The 18,559-nt window shown below is 66.9% G+C and carries 14 protein-coding genes and 2 pseudogenes; 8 read left to right on the forward strand and 8 right to left on the reverse strand.

The features are described from left to right. Positions 1-74: 74 nt before the first annotated feature. Both ASF49_RS24410 and ASF49_RS24415 read right to left on the reverse strand, forming a co-directional pair. Positions 75-566: pseudogene (locus tag ASF49_RS24410) on the reverse strand (transposase); the annotation flags it as partial. 83 nt (positions 567-649) lie between these two features. Beyond that, positions 650-1,526: pseudogene (locus tag ASF49_RS24415) on the reverse strand (helix-turn-helix domain-containing protein); the annotation flags it as partial. Positions 1,527-2,002: 476 nt separating this feature from the next. Between ASF49_RS24415 and ASF49_RS23555 the strand changes: the two are divergent. The 5 genes from ASF49_RS23555 to ASF49_RS08325 all read left to right on the forward strand — a co-directional run bounded on the left by ASF49_RS23555 (position 2,003) and on the right by ASF49_RS08325 (position 4,747). After that, complete coding sequence (locus tag ASF49_RS23555) at positions 2,003-2,419, forward strand: hypothetical protein (protein WP_162240960.1); 417 nt, start codon at positions 2,003-2,005, stop codon at positions 2,417-2,419. A gap of 76 nt (positions 2,420-2,495) precedes the next feature. Beyond that, the gene (locus ASF49_RS08310) at positions 2,496-2,978 is read left to right on the forward strand and encodes a hypothetical protein (protein ID WP_056470596.1); all 483 of its coding nucleotides are present in this window, start codon (positions 2,496-2,498) and stop codon (positions 2,976-2,978) included. 43 nt (positions 2,979-3,021) lie between these two features. After that, a complete protein-coding gene (locus ASF49_RS08315) occupies positions 3,022-3,558 on the forward strand; it encodes a hypothetical protein (RefSeq protein WP_156652937.1) in 537 nt (178 codons plus the stop codon). Positions 3,559-3,689: 131 nt separating this feature from the next. After that, entirely contained in the window at positions 3,690-4,025 is a 336-nt protein-coding gene (locus ASF49_RS08320) for a hypothetical protein (protein ID WP_243214860.1), read from the forward strand. Positions 4,026-4,042: 17 nt separating this feature from the next. Next, positions 4,043-4,747: a hypothetical protein gene (locus ASF49_RS08325; RefSeq protein ID WP_056470607.1), complete on the forward strand. Its 705-nt coding sequence runs from the start codon at positions 4,043-4,045 to the stop codon at positions 4,745-4,747. 597 nt (positions 4,748-5,344) lie between these two features. Here the strand turns inward: ASF49_RS08325 and ASF49_RS24705 are convergent. The 6 genes from ASF49_RS24705 to ASF49_RS08350 form a co-directional block, all read right to left on the reverse strand. Beyond that, on the reverse strand, positions 5,345-5,467 hold the full coding sequence (locus ASF49_RS24705) for a hypothetical protein (protein ID WP_272481497.1): 123 nt from the start codon (positions 5,465-5,467) through the stop codon (positions 5,345-5,347). Between the two features lie 16 nt (positions 5,468-5,483). Then, complete coding sequence (locus ASF49_RS08330; protein ID WP_056470609.1) at positions 5,484-6,497, reverse strand: CBASS cGAMP-activated phospholipase; 1,014 nt, start codon at positions 6,495-6,497, stop codon at positions 5,484-5,486. Next, entirely contained in the window at positions 6,497-6,994 is a 498-nt protein-coding gene (locus ASF49_RS08335) for a hypothetical protein (protein WP_200930027.1), read from the reverse strand. Before ASF49_RS08335 ends, ASF49_RS08330 begins: the two co-directional genes overlap by 1 nt. Further along, positions 6,991-8,190 carry a nucleotidyltransferase domain-containing protein gene (locus tag ASF49_RS08340; RefSeq protein ID WP_056470798.1) on the reverse strand — a complete coding sequence of 400 codons (1,200 nt, stop codon included), beginning with the start codon at positions 8,188-8,190 and terminating at the stop codon, positions 6,991-6,993. The genes ASF49_RS08335 and ASF49_RS08340 overlap by 4 nt, the downstream gene beginning before the upstream one ends. Before the next feature lie 107 nt (positions 8,191-8,297). After that, positions 8,298-8,831, reverse strand: coding sequence for a hypothetical protein (locus ASF49_RS08345; protein WP_056470611.1), 534 nt, complete (start codon positions 8,829-8,831; stop codon positions 8,298-8,300). Between the two features lie 45 nt (positions 8,832-8,876). After that, positions 8,877-9,653, reverse strand: coding sequence for a hypothetical protein (locus ASF49_RS08350; protein ID WP_056470614.1), 777 nt, complete (start codon positions 9,651-9,653; stop codon positions 8,877-8,879). Between the two features lie 913 nt (positions 9,654-10,566). Here ASF49_RS08350 and ASF49_RS08355 point away from each other — a divergent pair. The 3 genes from ASF49_RS08355 (at position 10,567) to ASF49_RS08360 (ending at position 18,542) form a co-directional block, all read left to right on the forward strand. After that, positions 10,567-11,775, forward strand: coding sequence for a PGN_0703 family putative restriction endonuclease (locus ASF49_RS08355; RefSeq protein ID WP_056470616.1), 1,209 nt, complete (start codon positions 10,567-10,569; stop codon positions 11,773-11,775). A 427-nt stretch (positions 11,776-12,202) separates the two neighbouring features. Continuing rightward, a complete protein-coding gene (locus ASF49_RS23560; RefSeq protein WP_156652938.1) occupies positions 12,203-12,736 on the forward strand; it encodes a hypothetical protein in 534 nt (177 codons plus the stop codon). A gap of 187 nt (positions 12,737-12,923) precedes the next feature. Further along, complete coding sequence (locus ASF49_RS08360; RefSeq protein WP_056470618.1) at positions 12,924-18,542, forward strand: DUF3320 domain-containing protein; 5,619 nt, start codon at positions 12,924-12,926, stop codon at positions 18,540-18,542. Positions 18,543-18,559: the final 17 nt, after the last annotated feature.

Here is an 18,559-nt window from a genome sequence, read left to right on the forward strand (position 1 = left end):
TGTCCGTCGTCAGATGATTTGGGACATTCAGCGGTGTTCAGGAGCGGAGGCTCTGGTCCATCTGGGGTGAGAGGTTAGGCGGCCTGCGCGTGGTGGCGCAAGCGTCGTTCCATGAGGGTCTGGCGCTTGATGCGTTCCCGCTCGGCCAGGATCCCTTCGCCGCGTCCGAAGTAGACGTCAGCGGGCGTGAGGTTGCTCAGGCTCTCATGGGCTCGGTCATGGTTGTAGTGTTCGACGAAGTCGGCAACCTGCGTCTCCAACTCGCCGGGCAAGTAGGCGTGTTCGAGCAGGATGCGGTTCTTGAGCGTCTGATGCCAACGCTCGATCTTGCCCTGCGTTTGCGGATGGCATGGCGCACCGCGGATGTGGGTCATGCCCCGAATGCCGAGCCAGTCAGCCAGGTCGCTGGCGACGTAGCTCGGTCCGTTGTCGGAGAGCAGGCGGGGCCGCGGCATCACCCGCGCCTGATCGAGCCCCGCCGCACCCAGCGCCAGGTCGAGCGTGGCGGTGACGTCGCTGGCCTGCATCGTCGTGCACAGCTTCCAGGCAACGATGTAGCGTGAGAAGTCGTCCAGGACCGTCGACAGGTAGTACCAGCCCCAGCCAACGACCTTCAGGTAGGTGAAGTCCGTCTGCCAAAGCTGGTTGNACGATGTAGCGTGAGAAGTCGTCCAGGACCGTCGACAGGTAGTACCAGCCCCAGCCAACGACCTTCAGGTAGGTGAAGTCCGTCTGCCAAAGCTGGTTGGGCGCGGTGGTCTTATCGCGGAACTCGTCGGCGGCCTTGATGACGATATAGGCCGGGCTTGTGATCAGGTCCTGAGATTTGAGTAACCGGTAGACGGTCGCTTCCGAGACGAAGTAGCGCCGCTCGTCGGTGAAGCGCACCGCCAGCTCACGCGGACTGAGTTCAGGCTGCTCCAAGGCCAGGGCAACGATCTGCTCGCGGATCTCCGCAGGCAGGCGGTTCCAGACCCGGCTCGGCTGCGAAGGATGGTCCTTCAATGCCTCTGGGCCGCCGCGCTGGTAGGCGTCGTACCAGCGGTAAAACGTCGAGCGCGTGATGCCGAGCTTGTCCAGGGTGGCACGCACCGGCAGGTGGGATTGCTCGACCAGCCGGATGATCTCCAGCTTCTCGGGGGCCAGGTACCTCATGCCTCGTCGCCCCCAGCCCCGCTCATACTTTTTTTGAGCAGGCGATTCTCCAGCACGAGATCAGCCACGACCTCTTTGAGCGCCCCCGTCTCGCGGCGCAGATCCCGCACCTCGTCCGTCGTTGCCGCACGCGCCGTGTCGCCGGACAGGCGCTTCTTGCCAGCCTCCAGGAATTCCTTCGACCAGCCGTAGTACATCGAGGCGGCGATCCCCTCGCGCCGGCACAGCTCGGCGATGCTGTCCTCGCCGCGCAAGCCTTCCAGCACCACGCGGATCTTCTCCTCGGACGAGAACTGCCGACGTGTGGCCCGGCGGATGTCCTTGATCACCGCTTCTGCCGGCTTCTTGGCCGGTCCGGATGGCTGCTTCATCTTCGCTCCTCAGGGGCTACGATGAACCAGCCATCCTCCGTTCGGGAAGACCCTCATTCTGTCCCACAGGTGCTGACGTCGGACAGNCGGATGGCTGCTTCATCTTCGCTCCTCAGGGGCTACGATGAACCAGCCATCCTCCGTTCGGGAAGACCCTCATTCTGTCCCACAGGTGCTGACGTCGGACAGGTGCGCTGCGGGCGATCACCGACGACCTGCGCGGCCGGCACGGGCTGCAGGTCTACGCGGTCGGCCGGCCCAGCGGACGGACGAGTGCTGCCTTTCGCCGGCCGTCCGACCCAGTCTGAGAATTGCGGCTCGGGAAGGGGTGCGACCGCCGGCCGCGGCAGGAATCTGCGTCCATCTGTAAATTCGCGAAGGGGCAACGGGAATACCTCTCCTCAGCTCCGCCGGAGCGTCCGCGAGACCCCTTCGTCATGTCCACTCTACCCCGTCATGCTGCCCAGATCCGTCGAGTGCTGCACCTTCACCGGCCCGTGCACTCGATCCCGACCATGATGTGCCTCGGCGTCCTCCTCGCGATTTCGGTGACACCCATACAGGCGAACCCGTCCTTCGAAGGACATTACCAGGGGCGAGGCGAAGGTCGCCTCACCCTCAAAGTATCTTCGGTCCATCAGGCAGGATCGGCTGCCATGTACTCGGTCGCGGCCTTCACCGGCATCCCCAACGCGTGTTCGGGCACCGTCTCGGGCGTTGCCCGCCGGATCAATACCGACACGTTACGGCTCAGCCTGAAGGAAGACGAGGCAGCCTGCGAGCTCACTCTGCGCTTCGGCGCAGACCGTAAGCGCGTGCGGATGGAGGAGCAAGGCTGCGGCGATTTTCATGGGCCTGCCTGTAGCTTCGACGGCGCGCTGACGCGCCGCTGACCGCAAGCCGTGTCGGTCCGCCGCCTTAGCGCCCGGACCACATGCCTTTCCTCTCCCCCTTCGACGGACCACCCCCATGATGCGCGCGATCCTGCCATTGTCCCTCGTTCTTGCCATCTCGCCGGCTTGGGCAAACCCGCCGGTCGACGAGACCAAGACCGGTGGGTGCCTCGAACTCAAGCTCGACGGGAGACCTGCCCCCTGCAACCAGGACTTCCGCTTCGTCGACGACGGGCAGGGCAAGGTGAATTTCGTCACCGGCTACCGGGAGGGGCAGGCGAAGCCGGAGATGGTGGTCAACTTCGCGACCGCCCAGGCGCCAGATATGCAGAACGCCTACGGCTACGCGCTCCGCCTGACTCACGTGACACTGATGACGGTCGGCTCCCCCGACCAGCAGCGGCATTGGCCGGCCAAAGGCCTGTGCTTTCTGGTCAAGCCGAACCCAGTACGGGCCGGCGCGAAGGCGGTGCGGCAGGACATCGTGGTGATGTGCTCCGCGGCCCTCGCCGACGCCGATGCACCGATGCGGCGGATCGACTGGAAGTTCGTGTTCTGACGATGCCCGGCCAAGCCCCCAGAACCGTGATCGGAGTGGCTCCATGCACAGACTGAGAACCGGAAAGCTCGCGACTCTCCTCGCCTGCCTGACCTTGACGCCTGCGACGACCAACGCGGCCGAGTTGATCCCCGGGCGCTGCCACATGGACACCTGCAACTGGTTCAGTATTGAGGAGAAGGATCTGGCCGGCACCGCGAAGGCGGAGGCTTTGTTCAAGGTCGTGCTCAAGCGCTGGCAGTCGCATCACCCGGACGGCAACTACGGCCGCAAGACGCCGCGACAGGGTGGGCAGGCGAGCATCAGCTACGCCTTCTGCTCGAAGACCAAGCCGGCATTGATCGACCGCGATGGACAGGGTCGCTGGACGGCAGAATACCTACCCATCAACGCCGCGTTCGGGCCACCGGGCGCGCTAGAGACGGCGACGACGATCTACTTCGCCGCCTGCCATGCGATCGGCGCCGGAAATCGAGAGAGCGCCACCGACCTCGCCCGCCGCTTCGGCTACCCGGAGCAGGAGGAGGAAGGACCAGCGGACAAGCCGATCACAAGGCCCGAGGACATCCTGAAGCCATGAGTACGACCCGCCTCCCGGAAGAACAACCTATGCACCTCGCGGATGGACGTGGGCTGAAGTGCCCTAAACACGAGCCAGCGACCATGCCGTCGGTCGGCATCTTCTGGGGCGTGCCGGATGGTGAGCACACAGTGCTGGTCACCGACCGCACGACCCTGGCAGAGGCGGAGCCCTACGGCGACTGCCTCACCCACCCGCGCGGGCACCACAAGGTCTGGGAGGCGTGGCGCCGACTCGGGGCGACCGCTCTGCGCCGCCGCGGCCTGCCGCCGGCCATTGCGGGTCACGAGTATGAAACGTTCCCGCGTGGGCGGGTGGTCTACATGCGCGGACCAGCGCTGTTCACCCTCTATGCCGACCGCCGCCTGCAGCGGCCGGACATGATCGCCGAAATGCTGAGGCTGTTCGGCCTGACCGGGGAGCATCACACGGTGCGCTCGGACGCCCACTACCGCACGCTCGCCTGAGACGAAGGACACGCAGCATGGGCGGCTGCTGGGCCGACATCAAGGCGCTGCTGGTCGACGTCACCGACCCGGGCAACCCGACGCCCGGGATGTTGCCGGCGATCTTCTGCGACGTCATTGGGCGGCTTGACGCGGCCAGGCTCGCCTACGCCGTGGTCGGCCGCATCGCCCTGACGCTGCACGAGCAGGCCCGCTTCGTCGGCGAGATCGAGATCGTCGCCGACCTCGGAGCGGATGGGGGCGAGCGCGCCACGGAGTTCGTACGAGCGACGCGGGCTCGCTTCGCAGCACACATGGACCCGCACCAGTGCCGGCGACCCATCACCCTGACGCTGGGGCCCTGCACCGGTGCGACTGAGACGATGCTGCTGGCCGAGGCAATCACCTGCCCATGGTTCGGCGTGCCGACGCGGTTGGCGAGCGCAGAGCACCTGCTTTGGCTATGGTGCTTCACCGAGGCCCCCGACCATGCCATGAACGCCGCGGCGCTGATCGCGGGCGGCACGGTCGACCTCCACCGAGTGCAGAGCCTGCTGCGCAAGACCGACGACATTGAGGAGAGCGGTCAGCGGCGGCTACGGCTGGCAATCGGCGACGCGGTCCTGTCAACAACGTCTTCATTCAGCCGGTTCATGATGGAGCGGAGTGCCCGGCTCGACCCAAACCAAGTGCCGGCCTGGCGCCTGCAACGGGCACAGGCCACGGATGGCGGCGACCGCTGAGAGCGCGGCCGTTCGACATGCCGCAACTCCGTATCGCTGAGTAGGGCGACGGGGTCGACGCCTGCCGCGCGGCCATCACGACCCCTACATCAGAGCGAGAATTACCCCAGCCGGCGGTAGAGAAGGTGGCCCGGCAGGGCCGCCCCCAACTGCTTACGGCGTCCCCACGGTGGGCGCCGCCGAATGCCACGGCGGGCGGATGAGTTACCCCCTGGCCCCGTGACCTGCCACCACGACCATACGGCTGGGTGCCCCTGAGCACTACGCCTCAGCTGACTTCAGCACCGACCACCCGACCCGGACCATCGCCGTTCTCCACACCGATCCTGGCCTTGCCAAGTATTTGAAACTTGGCACCACTCGCCGGGTTAGTTCTGGCCACATGACACCTTCGATCTCGCCTGCGACCTGTAGCTCGCCCCCGCGAGAGAAGCGCATTACCACCCCGCCGAGTTGAGCAAGGCTGACGCGAACTCGTGACCCGTTGCGGACCTCCCGCCCCGCCTATTCAAATGTCCGCTCGGAAGGCGAAGCGGCCCTGGAAGCTGACGCTACGCCTCGGACCAAACGGACCTGTTCTGGAATCGCGGACGGGACCTATGGAGCCACGGGCATGTGCATCACACGCGTCGGCGTGTTCTCGTTGGCCAGGTAGCGCAGGGTCCGCGTGTCCTGGGGCGTCCAGGGTTGCCCGGACTTCGGCGGTGTATTCGCCATCATGCTATCCTGCGTTTCCTTACGCCGCGGCCTTCACGGCTGGCAGCCGGTGGAAGGGTTCGAACTCCGGGGCGACCTCCCCGAAGAAGTGACGGCGTAGGTCGGGAAGCTGCTCGCGCGCCTCGACGACGGCCCGATTCTTCATCTCGGCGATGCGCGAGACGTCATCGAGCGTGTAGCGGTCCAGCGGGACGGTCTGGTCGATCCGCCAGATCGCCTTGCGGTCGTGCACGTCGCCCGTGATGATCTTCGCGGCGCCGAGGGCGCTGTGGGACTGACCGGCCATGAAGAGTCGGGCGAGGTTCGGCGCTGCACCGAGCTTGCCTCCAATCCGGCTAGGTGCCTTCACGTCGTTGGTCGTTCCAATGCTTAGGATCTTGAGCCGGTCACCCGGCCACTGCAGCACACCCACCGCCTCGACCGCTGCGACGCCGATGGGATTGTTTGCCCAAACGCCGCCGTCGACCAGTTCGATCTCCTCCTTCGTAAGATATGGGTCGAGGAAGGTCGGCGCCGCGGCGCTCGCCATTGCAGCGTCGACCGCCGGCTGGCGGTAGTCGGTCTCGAAGCGTGGGTGATGGGCGGTCTTGTAGAGGTAGACGCGCTCCAGAATTGGATGCCAGGCCGGGATGACGAGGCGGGTATGGCTTTCGCCGATCAGGCGACCGCCAATCACCTCGTCCAGCGCCTCTCGAAGGCTGGCGTTGGAATATTTCGTACCCATCCAGTGGCGAGCCGACCGCGCCCGCCTCGTGAACCAGTTCGCGATCGGGCCGCGGTGCTGGTCGAAGATGGCGGGACCCTTTTCCTCGTAGAAGCGAAGGATCTCCCCGGCGCTGAGGCCGAGGCTAAGCCCCGCAGCGATGATCGCGCCGGTGCTGGTGCCGACGATCAGGTCGAAGTAGCGGCCGATGGGCTGGTCGAGATGCTCTTCGAGCTTGGCGAGGAAGGCGGCCGGGAAGACGCCGCGGATGCCGCCGCCGTCGAGGGTGAGGATCTTACGGAATTCGGGAGCGTCGATGCCGGCTTCCATCACGCGGCCTCCTTTTCGGGCTGAGGGACCTCGATGAGGCCGGGATTGTTGGCGATGATCTCGGCCTCGACATCGGGGGAGACATGGACGCCTCCGCCCCGCCACTCTCCGGACGCCAGCCAGTCCTCAAAGTACCAGAGCCAGAGGACCGCCCAGGGCACGATGGTGCGGTCCAGCAGCATTGAGGGCCGCCACTCGTAGGCGCTGGGAAGGTACAGGCAGAGCCGCGCCGGCCGCTCGGAGTAGAGATGCGGAATCCTCGCTCCGCTCGCGAGGGAGGTCAGGTCGGGCTGATCGACGAAGGTGGCCGGCACCCCGTTGACCCGATACATCAGGCGCAGATCGTACATGCGCGAGATAGGCGACGGGGAGGCCTTGAACCGCCATGTCAGCGCGCCGCCCGCGATGCCGCCATCGCCCCGGGTGATGGGGCTGCCTTTGAGGTTGACGTGCTGCTGGGCGAGCGTGAGGCGCCGCGGACGGGAGGGGGCGCTCATCCGCAGTCCCGCCCGAAGAAGGTGTTGTTCCTGACGGGGACTGCGGCCGCGATGGCCGGCGCGGCGGTCAGCCCGACGAGCGGCGCTACCCCCAGCAGACCGGAGCGGCGGGCGCTGGCGATCTCGTTGTCCAGCGCGGTGAAGGCAGCGTCGACCGGACGGGGGCCGAACGACTCGTCCATCCGCTTCCGCACCTGGTCGGCGCCATCGACGTGCGCGAGGTTCTCCATGTCGGCGACCGCCTTGGCGTGCCAGGTGAAGAAGGCATGCGCCTTGTCCGGGTCGTCGTTCCAGCGCTCCGCGAAGTTCTCGTCGACGGTGGTCTCGTTCGGGATGTGCCAGCCCGGGGATCCGTCCGGTAGCGTCCGGCCGATGAAGTCCGGCATCCCCCGCAGCACGGCGATTATGAGGTCGAACTCGGTGTCGTAGACCCCCGCCCTGACGCAGCGCTCGTAGCTCCACGCGATCAGCGTAGTGAGGATGACGGAGATCGGCCAGAGGGCGAGATCCCGAGCCTCGAAGTGGACGTCGCGGTGCCGCTTGGCCACCTGCACGATCCTGCACAGGATGCTGCGGCCACTGGAGGTGACGGGGAACGGCTCAATGTCGGCGCGGCTCTTGATCGATTCGTCGAACGCCTTCGTAAGCATGATGACCGGCACCAGCGCCGCACGCGTCTCGAACGCCTTGCGGTACCCGCGCGGGTTGCTGCCTTTCCACTCCCGCAGGCTCTTGTCGGGGACGAGTTCACCCTGGTTGCGGCAGGCGATGTTCAGGATCGCCGGCGTGATGTCGAGATGGAACTCGTTTGCGTAGACCAGCCGCCAGCACCGGATTTTCTCCTCCAGCAGCCGGGCGTAGGTGGCGTGCGCCTTGAGGCGGTCGCCGATCACCTTCTTGATGTAGGCGGGCGTCCACACGGTGGTCCCCGCGGGCATGAACGCGACGAGATCGACGTCGTGTTCGTTCTTGCCGATGGGACGCACTGACGTCCCGAGGGCGGTGGAGCCCTGCAGGTAGATGGAGAGGTCGTGCAACAGGAAGTGCTCGCCGTCGGCGAGCCACCGGGCGACGCCCTCGTATCGCTCCTTGGCCTGTTGTAGCCGGCTCTCGGTGATGTCGAGCTCGGCGCACATGCGCGCGAGCAGGTTGATGAGGTAGGCCTTGCGGTGGGCCAGGCGGTGATCGAGGAACATGCGCATCTCCATCGAGATGGGCAGCGCGCCAATCTCCATAAGTTAAGCCATTTATGGGGACGCGGCCGAACGTCGTCAAGGGCCCGTTTGCCACGGTCCTCGATGACCTAGGCGATGCGCTGGTAGATGAACTCGACGCCGCCTGTATCGGCGACGCTTTCCCGCCGAAGCAGGAAGCCGCTCGACCAGAGCTGCTTGAGCTTCATGGAGGCGTTCGCCACCGTGACGTGGATAGCGTCCGCAATTTCGGCGGCACGTGCGTGCGACCGTGCCACGACGAAATCAAGGGCAGCCTTCGATCCGGCGCTGGGTTCGGAACCGATGAACCGATGGCCCTTCGCGTCGGCGATGACCAGCGGCTGCTCGACACGCCGGGCGGCCGCGTCGACGTTTTCCTCGATGTAGGGCGTGGCGATCTCGAAAAGGTAGAACCCCTTCTCACCCTTGTAGCGGCGGGCGAGCTGAACGACCGTCTCTGACGCGAAGGAGTAGTCGACCTGCTTCACGCCCTTGAAGGAGATCGGGAAGATCGTCTGATCGGGATTGCGTTCGACATGCTCGACGAGCTTCGAGAAAACCGGTCGACCCATCTCCCGGCCCCAGCCCTCGGACTTGGGCATCATATCGCGAAGCACGATCATCTTAGCACCTGGTTCATGTCCGTCATTTAAGCGGTGATGATGGCGTCAGACAAGAGACAGCTCAAAAGCGATGTGGGTTCCAGCGAGCTCCGGCAACTCCGATGAGAGGATGGCGGTGTTCGGAAGGTACGCCTGCCCCGATGGCACCAGCGTCACCGCTTGCGACCTGAGCCGCACGTCGAGCGTGGCTCGATACTTGATCGCCTTGGTCGCGCACCCCTTCAGCCCATTTCCGTGGGAGGGGTCGTCGAAACGCGACAGGCCATCGCGAAACATCTCCACAAGCAGGTCTACGTCCCGAACGTGGCGATAGCTCGGGTCTCGATCTTCCAAAGGGGGCCGGATGGTTTGCATCAGCCCCCGCCCATTATCGGAGACCACGACACGCGCCTTGTTGGAGGCAGTGTACGATTGGAAGGCTGCATGCCCGGTCGCACCGACACCACCGTGCAGGTACACGTTTCCGATGAGCTCCGAGAGGATCGTCGTCATCGCATCCTCAAATTGCGGAAAATCGGTCCGACCTCCGCAGGTCGCGCCAATGGTCCCCTTCAGCTTGAGGATCAGGTCGTGGGCATCCATCCCCGGGCGGATGGCACAGATTTCTACGAGACCCCGATTGTTGCCCCCGAACACATAAGCGCCGGACACGGCAGGGCGATCCGGCGACACCTCAACCGCAGGCGAGAGGTGATCGAAAAACCCCATCCGGTCGAGGTACCCCATCGCAGGACCGTCTTCGAACAGGAGCCGGACTGGGATGCCTTCCGCGATAAACTGATTCGAATAGGCAAGGAGGCGGACGCAAGCGTCGAGCAGCATCTTGGTCCCGCTCGTCACCTGGAAGGTGACTAGCGCAGGCGAGGCGACGGGATTTCTCGCCGAACGTACCGCCCTGTCGACATCACTCGCCCTGAGCCAATTCCCCCACAGTCGGATCAACATGCTCGACGGCGCTCTCGGAGACGAATCGGCGATGATGCCTGGGCGGCCGGGATGCCGGCAGCTCACCCACGCCACAGCTACAACTAGGCGCTAAGCCCAAGGTTCGTGAGGCTCTCGTCGATCACGAGCCCCTTCTCGGCCGCCCACTTATCTGCGGCCTCGCGCTGCCGGGGGAGGCTTTCGCCACGCATCTGCCCCGGGCGCGGGAAGCGGATGTATGAGTATGCCCTGGCCATGACGGCGACCGTATCGACACCCAAAGGTCAGGGTCAACTTTATGTGGCACGACATGGGGACATTGTGGTCGCCGGACTGACCATTCCATTTCAACGGCAGCTGTCGGACTCCAAGCGGCGATTCAGATGATTTCGCCCGAAGGTCCGCTGATGGCGCATCTCGGAAGGCGCGACGGCGCTTTGACGCACGGTAGCAAGTGCATCCCGGCTATCGAACCCGCTATCTTCGCGAAAACATCAGCCAGACCAAGACGAGGCGTACGCAGCCGGCCGAGCGGTGGCGGTGGTAGTGCACTACCTGCGCCTACCTTCCCTACGCCCCCTGCCGGCATTCTGCCGTACCGCCGCCGACGCGGACGACGGCGACTGCGCCCCCCTGGCGGACTAGCACCTCGACCGGCGACGACGCCCAGGCACCCGCCCGGCTACACCGATGCGCGCCGGCCGTTTGGCAGGAGTCCAAGCCGCACTTCCTCCTCCATCGTTAATCGCGCTGCCCCGTCCGGGAACCCAGTCCAGCCGCACCACCGCGGCCGTGACTCAGGACCACCCCAATGGACATCACCGCCCCCCTGCCGCCCGTTAGCGCCAACGACCCCACGCCCGTCGCGGACGCCGCCCGCGCACTCCTCGACCCCAGCGGCCTCGGACCGATCGAACGCGTGCCCCTCATCCCCGAGGCTCAGCGCCGCCAGCACCATGTCTTCGTCCCCGCCGACCACCGCTTCAAGGCCGCCGCCCGCTTCATGCAGGCGCTCTGGCGCGAGGACCGCGGCCTGGCGATCGGCACTCACTTCGACCGCCGCGAGCCGCATCGCCCCCGCCGTCTCGGCTCACGCATCTCGACCGCAGCTGGCACCCTCGGAGCCAACTTCCTTCATCCGGACATCGTCCCGGTGGTCAACCGGGCGCTCGCCTACCGCGAGCCAGGCGCTGCCTACGACATCGACCGCCTCAGGACCAACCTGCTGTCCTCGCAGCCGCTGGTCTTCAACCTGTTCGGCCTGCTCGCTCGCGACCTGCAACTGGCCACTCGGTTCGTCGCTGAGCTGTTCCCCAAGACTCTGACCGAGGTCCAAGACATCCTATTCGAGCACTCGCCCGGCCGCGGCGACCACCACTTCACCGCCGACCGCACTGCCTACGACGTCGTCCTGCGCGGCCGGGACGCGACCGGGGCGAGGGCGCTACTTTGCGTCGAGATCAAGTACAGCGAAGCCGGTCACGAGCCCGCGCCACCGCCACACCCTCAGCACACACAGATCGCCCGCACCACCCCCGGCCTGTTCGTAAACCCGGACGACCCGACCCTCACAGGCTCTTCCTGCCAGCAACTCTACCGCCAGCACTGCCTCGCGAGCGCCATGCTCACGGCCGGACTCGCAGACACGGCGACGCTGGCCTTCGTTGCCCCGACCCACAACCAGCTCGCGCACTCAGCGGCGGCAACTTACACGCACCAACTCATCGACCCGCAGGCCGGCCCGATCCCGTTCGTCCCGTTGACCCTGGAGCACGCGTTCGCGGCCATAGCGGCAGCCGGCGTCCCGGACCACGCCCGCGCACTGCACCGCCGCTACACCGACCTGTGGCTCGTCGACGGCGAACTCGACCTCGTCGCGGCGACCGCGCCCGCACCCGTGCCCGTCCCCACCCCGGTACCGAGCGCACGGACCATGACCAACATACCCTCCGCCCCATCGCGGCCGACGCGGCCACACGCGACCCGCCACTTCGTCAAGCGGGTCGCTCACGCCGCCTGACACGGCCCGACTATAGCGGTCGCCCGCCCTAAGCGGGCGGGCGACCGCACCCCGCTTCATCCCCGGCACGGCAGACGAACCGCGCCGGGGCTTCCGCAGTGGACCACTGCCACCCGCGCTCACCACAGAAGCATATAGATTTCGGTTCAGGCAGCGAGCTCAGCACAGACCTGCCACAGTCCCCCACCTGGCACAAAACCTCGATAGCTTCATCAGAGTTCTGCGAAGCTGCTCTATATCAAAACGAATCACTGTAGTTTAAAACAGGACCTGTCGATCGACGGCGCCGCACCGGAACCCTGCTGCAGGCACGACTTACCTGATCTGCACTTATACGCCTGTTCACAACGAGCGCCACCTCCTAGCACCCTTACCCAGAACCGTCGCCGCAGTCCCGGTGCGGCGTCCCTTCAGCGGGCGCCCCTTCATGCTCACCCACCACCAAATCTATCACCGCCGCGCCGTCGCGACGTTCACGACGAGCCGCCTGATCGACACCGCCCCACGCCACCTCGCGCGAGCCCTGCAGCATCCATGGCTGTTCAGGCCACCAGCGGCGGAGCCGCAGCGGCCACCCCCGATCGCGATCGACCTCAATCCTGCTCCCGACAGATGCGGCGCACTTACGCTGCACAGTCAGTGCGGCTACATCAGCGAGCGCCGCCCGCTCCGGACCCGGCATGACGCGAGCACCCGCGTCACGGCCGCAGCCGACGACGAGGCGGCCCTTCCTGAGGGGGACGAGACACCCGTCCTGGCGCTCACCATCGATCTGACGCCGCAGATCCAGCCGGGGCCGACGATCTCCACCCGCGCGACCCTGTCCGTCCACTTCGTGCGCTCCGGCGCTTGGCGGAACTGCCGACAGCTTGATGCTGACAAACGTACTGCAGACGGGAGAGGACGCCCAAGTAGGCACCTCGCTGAAGTCGCGCCCTTACGCACCCTGCCAAGTGTTTGAACCTTGGCACGTCTGACCACGGGCATTCTGCCGACAAACCGCCTCGAATGCATCCAACGAGCTACAGCTCGCCCCCGCCGATCCACCGACACAACATCGACGACCCAATCCGTTCGCCGACCCGTGTCTAAATGGCCATAGACAAACTAGGCCGGAATATCGTTCAAGTTCCTCGACGGAGGAAAAAATGGCGGGAACGGCGTCAGCTATGAAGGACGATAGCTCCGGGTCAGTCTTCCAGTCAGATCTGCCCGTAGACGCCAAGGTCGAGCGGGCGCGCGCCGAGCTCCTCGACCTCTCCGCGCGCAACCGTCTGCTCAATATGCCGCGCTCAACCAAGAGCGTGAAATCCCTTGAGATCGTCGACGAGAAGGCGTCCGAGGTGTTTCGGATGCTTCTGCATGATGGCAAGACCTTTACCTTTCTACCCGGCCGCGTCAGCCGGACGAAGGCCGAACCAGACGCTTCTGACATCCCCGAGGCCGAGGCCGAGCCGGACGAAGTCGATGCGCTGCCTCAGCCCGAGACCGACACCCTCAATGAGCGCGGCGTCTACAGTCGCCACGCCGACACCAAACTACAGACCCGCCTGACTTCGGAGGGGCTGCAGAAGCGCCTGCTCGACCTCTACGTTGATGCACGCACGCTCGAAGAGGAGCAGGGCGTCAACGTCCTCTACCTCGCGCTCGGCACGCTGAAGTGGATCGACCCGAATAATGCGGCCAACGTCCGGTACGCGCCCCTGACCCTGCTACCAGTCAGGCTCGAGCGTGGTTCGGCCGCCGAGCGCTTTCGCCTGCGGTGGCGTGGCGAGGAGCAAGCTCCCAACCTCTCGCTCGAAGTCTATCTCGAGCGCGTTCATACGATCCGCTTGCCCGGGATGGAGCTTGGCGAGGACTTCGACCCGACCGCCTACGCCGCCAATGTGGCGCAGGCGGTGGCGCTGAAGCCGGGCTGGGAGGTCTTGCCCGACGACATCGTGCTCGGCTTCTTCTCGTTTGCAAAATTCTTGATGTACCGCGACCTCGACCCGGCCAACTGGCCAGTGGGCGCCCGCTTCACGGATCGCGCGAACATCCGGGCACTTCTGTCCGATGGCTTCCCGGCGGCCGAGGACCTCATCAGCGAGGACGCGTCGATCGACCCGCACATCGGGCCGGCCGACCAACTTCACATCGTCGACTGCGACAGTTCGCAATCGGTGGCGGTGCACGAGGTGCGGCGCGGTCGCGACCTCGTCATCCAGGGACCGCCCGGGACCGGCAAGTCACAGACGATCGCCAACATCATCGCGGCGGCGGTCGCCGACGGGCGCAGCGTGCTGTTCGTCGCCGAGAAGATGGCTGCGCTCGAGGTGGTCAAGCGGCGCCTTGACGGTGCGGGGGTCGGTGACGCCTGTCTCGAATTGCACTCCAACAAGGCCAACAAGCGCGCAATGCTCGACGAGCTGCGCCGCACATGGGAGCTCGGCGCCCCCCAATCGGGTGCCGAGGCGAACCTGATCGCCCGCCTGACGGAGGCGCGCGATGCGCTGAATGCCCATCCGGCGAGGCTCCACCAAGAGCACACCCCCTCAGGTCTCACTCCGTACCAAGTTATTGGGCACCTCACGCGCCTGCGCCAGGATGGCGAACGCCCGTCGGATCTCGAACTGTCCGCGGCGCCGTCCTGGGACGCGGACGGGGTACGCCGGCGCGACGATCTACTGACCGAGCTCGCCCAGCGCGTCTCCGACATCGGCCGGCCGGACGACCACCCCTGGCGCGGTGTGGGCCTCGAGGCGATCCTGCCGACCGACGTCGAGCGGCTGAAGCTCCGCCTCGCCGACCTGCGGGGGACTTTGGCGGCAGCGCGCGACGAGGCTGAGGCTGTATGCGGCCCGCTCGGGCGACCGGGGCTCGCGTCCCTCGGCGACCTTGAGCTCGCCGCCGCGCTGGCCGAGCGCTTCGCCGGGGCACCGACGGTTCTCGGCGACGCAGCCCTCGGCTGCGACGCGTGGAGTACGCATCGACCCGAGCTCGCCACGCTGCTCGAGCGCGGGAGTGCCCACGCCGCGCTCGTCGCCGAACTCTCCGGCGTAGTACGGGCAGAGGCCTACGGGATCGACCTCACAGGCCTGCGCGCCGGGCTCGAGACCCTGCCGAAAGCCTTCCCGGCCGAAGGCTTCGCCCGCGCGGCCGCAATCGAGGCGCAGGTCCCGCGAGTGCTGACCGCCGCCCGCGACCTGAAGGGGCGGCTCGGGTCCGCGGGAGCCACCGAGACCCTAAATGACATCGAGCGGCTTGTTGCCACCGCGCGGCGCGTGGCGGATGCCCCAGACGCGAGCCCCGAGGCCTTCGCCGCGACCGTCTGGGAGCGGGGGATCGATCAGGCAGAAGACCTCGCCAAGGCGGCGGTCACGCTCGCCCAGAACCGTGCGGCGACCGCGGGCGTCCTGACCGAGGCCGCCTGGACGACGGAACTCGCCGTGGTTCGCCAAGTTCTCGCAGCCAAGGGTACGGGCCTCACCCGGTTCCTATCGGGCGAGTGGCGCGCGGCCAACCGCCTCGTGAAGACGGTGCTCGCTTCGCCCAACACCCCGCTGCCCGCTGTGCTCGCCGCCCTCGACGCGCTCCAGGCCGGCAAAACGGCGGTCGCGCTCCTGAAGGCCGAGGACGCCTTTGGACGGGCGGCGTTCGGCGCCGACTGGCGAGCCGAACGGTCCCGGCCCGAGCCACTCCAGGCCCTCGTCGCCTGGATGCGCAGCCTGCGCGGCCTCGGTGCCGAACCGCGCCTGATCGCGAGCCGCCTACCCGACCGTGCCGACCTCGAGGCGCGAGCCTCCGCCCTCGCGCGACTGCACGAGGAGCTCACCCCGCTCGCACTCCGCCACTGGGCGGACCTCGGCGATGCGAACGGTTCGGCCTTCCCGGACGTGACGGGCGTCGACCGGGCTCCCCTCGCGCGGCTGGCCGATCGCGCGGGGGCCGTCGCCGCCCTCGACGTGGGGTGCCGTGCGGTGATGATCGCGGCCGACACGACCGTTGCCCACCGCCTCGCCCTGCTCGCGCGCCTAGCCGCCGCACAGGAGGCCGCCGACGCGCTCGAGGCGGCGGACGCCCTCGGCCGCACCGCATTCGGGCCTGCTTGGCGCGGCCCGAGTTCCGACTGGCCTGCCCTCAAAGCCGCCGCAGCTTGGATCTGGGACAACGCCGAGATTCGCGAGCAAGCCGCCCGCGTCCCGGACCGGGCCGCACTGGCTAGGCAGGCGGAGGCGGCCGCGGCTGAGGCCAACCGCTTGGCCGCCAGCCTCGACGCGCTCTTCGTGGAGCTGAGGCTCGACGTGGTCGCGCTGTTCACCCAGGCAGGTGCTACCACAATCCCGACGGAGGCGCTGGCCGCCGGTCTTGCGCGCTGGAGCGTGGGGATCGAGGGTCTGTCGAAATGGGTCGCCTATCGCGAGCGCGCCAATCGCGCCCGAGAGCTCGGGCTCGGCGAGCTTGTCGACCGACTCGCCGACGGCCGACTCGCGCCGGATACCGCCCGACCCGCCTTCGAGATGGCCTACTTCGAGGCACTGTTTCGCAAGCTCGCGAAGGACGATCCGGCGCTCGTCCGCTTCGACGGCGAGCTGCACGGGCGACTGGCCGCCCAGTTCGCCGATCTGGACCGGCAGCGTATCGCCCTAGCCCGCGTCGAGGTTGCCCGCGCTCACCACCGACGTATTCCGAAGGTCGCAGGCGGGGTCGGGCCGCTCGGTGTCCTGAGGGCCGAGATGGCGCGGAGACGCGGGCACATGCCGATCCGGCAGCTCGTGCAGCGCGCCGCTCCCGCAATCCAGGCGCTCAAGCCTGTCCTGATGATGAGCCCGCTCTCGGTGGCGCAGTTCCTGCCGCCGGGGGTGATCGAGTTCGACCTCCTCGTGATGGACGAGGCGAGCCAGATCCAGCCGGTCGACGCGCTGGGCTCCATCGCCCGCGCGCGCCAAGTCGTCGTGGTCGGTGACGAGAAGCAGCTGCCGCCGACCCGCTTCTTCTCCAAGATGACCGGCGGCGCGGGCGATGAGGACGACGATGGCACTGCCCAGGTCGCTGACGTAGAGAGCGTACTCGGCCTGTTCACCGCCCGCGGGCTGCCCCAGCGCATGCTGCGCTGGCACTATCGCAGCCGACATCAGTCGCTGATCGCCGTCTCGAACAGCCAGTTCTACGAGAACAAGCTGTTCATCGTGCCGAGCCCCTACACCGGCGAAGCTGGGATGGGCCTGCGCTACCACGAAGTGGCCGACGGGGTGTTCGACAGCGGCAACACCGGCACCAACCCGGTGGAGGCGAAGGCCGTGGCCGAGGCCGTGCTCCGGCACGCGCTAGCCCACCCGAAACTCAGCTTGGGCGTCGTGGCGTTCTCGGTGCGTCAGCGCCGCGCCATTCAGGACGAGGTCGAGCGTCTGCGCCGGCTTAACCCAGAGACGGAGGCGTTCTTCCAGGATCACCCGAACGAGCCGTTCTTCGTTAAGAACCTCGAGAACGTACAGGGCGACGAACGCGACGTCGTAATGATCTCGGTGGGCTACGGGCGCAACGCGCAAGGCTACATGGCCATGCGCTTCGGGCCCTTGAGCGCGGAGGGAGGCGAGCGGCGACTTAACGTTCTGATCAGCCGAGCAAAGCGGCGCTGCGAAGTCTACGCCTCGATCACCGATGAGGACATCGACCTCGAACGCGCCAAGGGCCGGGGCGTGCTAGCCTTCAAGCTGTTCCTGCATTACGCCCGTACAGGGCGGCTCGGAGTCGCGCAGACGACGGGGCGAGACCACGACAGCGTGTTCGAGGCGCAGGTCGCACGCGCCCTGCAGGCTCGCGGCTACCAGGTTCACCCACAGGTCGGTCTGGCGGGCTTCTTCATCGACCTCGCCATCGCCGACTCAGAGCGGCCGGGGCGTTATCTCCTGGGCATCGAGTGCGACGGGGCGGCTTATCACGCGTCCCGCTCGGCGCGCGACCGTGACCGGCTGCGCCAAGCCGTGCTCGAGGACCACGGCTGGATCATCCACCGGATCTGGAGCACGGACTGGTTCCAGCGCCCCGAGGAGCAGCTCGAGCGGACGGTCGCGGCGGTCGAGGCTGCCAAGATCGAACTCGACGCACGCCTGGAGTTCGGCGGGGCGCACACCCGAGCCGTCCCTATCGAGGTCGTAACGATCGAGCGGGCCGATGTCATCGAAGTGGGTCTGAGCGAGCGCACAGACGAGCAGCCCAGCCGCCTCTACGTCGAACTGGTGCCCAACGCCCCGCGCGGCCAGCCCGAACTGCACGAGACGCCCACGGGACTGCTGGCCGGCCTCGTTGAGCAGGTTGTGGCGGTCGAAGGGCCGGTACACGTCGACGAAGTGACCGCCCGCGTGCGTCAGGCCTGGGGCCTGCAGCGCAGTGGCCCCCGCATCCAGGCAGCCGTCGAGCGCGGCATCGAGGCGGCGCGCGCGCGCGGGGGAATCGAGCGGGACGGCCCGTTCCTCGCGCTACCAGGCCAGGCGATCACCGTGCGCGACCGCAGCTTGGCGGGGTCCGGCACGCTGCGGCGGCCGGAGATGCTGCCGCCGTTCGAGCTGCGCGCGGCGATCCAGGAAATCGTGGCGGGGAGTTTCGGGGCGAGCGCCGAAGAAATCGTCCCGGCGGTCGCGCGGATGCTCGGGTTCAAGGCGACGAGCGCGCAGCTGCGGGAGATCATTGGAGCGCAAATCGAGGGGCTGACGCGCGACGGCGCGCTCACTGCTCAGGGACCGCTGTTGACGGTAGCGAGCACGTCACCGGCGTCGCGGACGGTGTGAGCGCCGATAGTAATTGG

The organism is Methylobacterium sp. Leaf104, from assembly GCF_001422885.1.
In the GTDB taxonomy this organism is placed as follows: domain Bacteria; phylum Pseudomonadota; class Alphaproteobacteria; order Rhizobiales; family Beijerinckiaceae; genus Methylobacterium.

Coding starts and splice junctions, on each gene's coding strand:
- ASF49_RS08310 (WP_056470596.1), top strand. CDS start 2,496: ATGATGCGCGCGATCCTGCCATTGTCCCTCGTTCTTGCCATCTCGCCG.
- ASF49_RS08315 (WP_156652937.1), top strand. CDS start 3,022: ATGCACAGACTGAGAACCGGAAAGCTCGCGACTCTCCTCGCCTGCCTG.
- ASF49_RS08325 (WP_056470607.1), top strand. CDS start 4,043: ATGGGCGGCTGCTGGGCCGACATCAAGGCGCTGCTGGTCGACGTCACC.
- ASF49_RS24705 (WP_272481497.1), bottom strand. CDS start 5,467: ATGATGGCGAATACACCGCCGAAGTCCGGGCAACCCTGGACGCCCCAG.
- ASF49_RS08330 (WP_056470609.1), bottom strand. CDS start 6,497: ATGGAAGCCGGCATCGACGCTCCCGAATTCCGTAAGATCCTCACCCTC.
- ASF49_RS08335 (WP_200930027.1), bottom strand. CDS start 6,994: ATGAGCGCCCCCTCCCGTCCGCGGCGCCTCACGCTCGCCCAGCAGCAC.
- ASF49_RS08340 (WP_056470798.1), bottom strand. CDS start 8,190: ATGTTCCTCGATCACCGCCTGGCCCACCGCAAGGCCTACCTCATCAAC.
- ASF49_RS08345 (WP_056470611.1), bottom strand. CDS start 8,831: ATGATCGTGCTTCGCGATATGATGCCCAAGTCCGAGGGCTGGGGCCGG.
- ASF49_RS08350 (WP_056470614.1), bottom strand. CDS start 9,653: ATGCTGCTCGACGCTTGCGTCCGCCTCCTTGCCTATTCGAATCAGTTT.
- ASF49_RS08355 (WP_056470616.1), top strand. CDS start 10,567: ATGGACATCACCGCCCCCCTGCCGCCCGTTAGCGCCAACGACCCCACG.
- ASF49_RS23560 (WP_156652938.1), top strand. CDS start 12,203: ATGCTCACCCACCACCAAATCTATCACCGCCGCGCCGTCGCGACGTTC.
- ASF49_RS08360 (WP_056470618.1), top strand. CDS start 12,924: ATGGCGGGAACGGCGTCAGCTATGAAGGACGATAGCTCCGGGTCAGTC.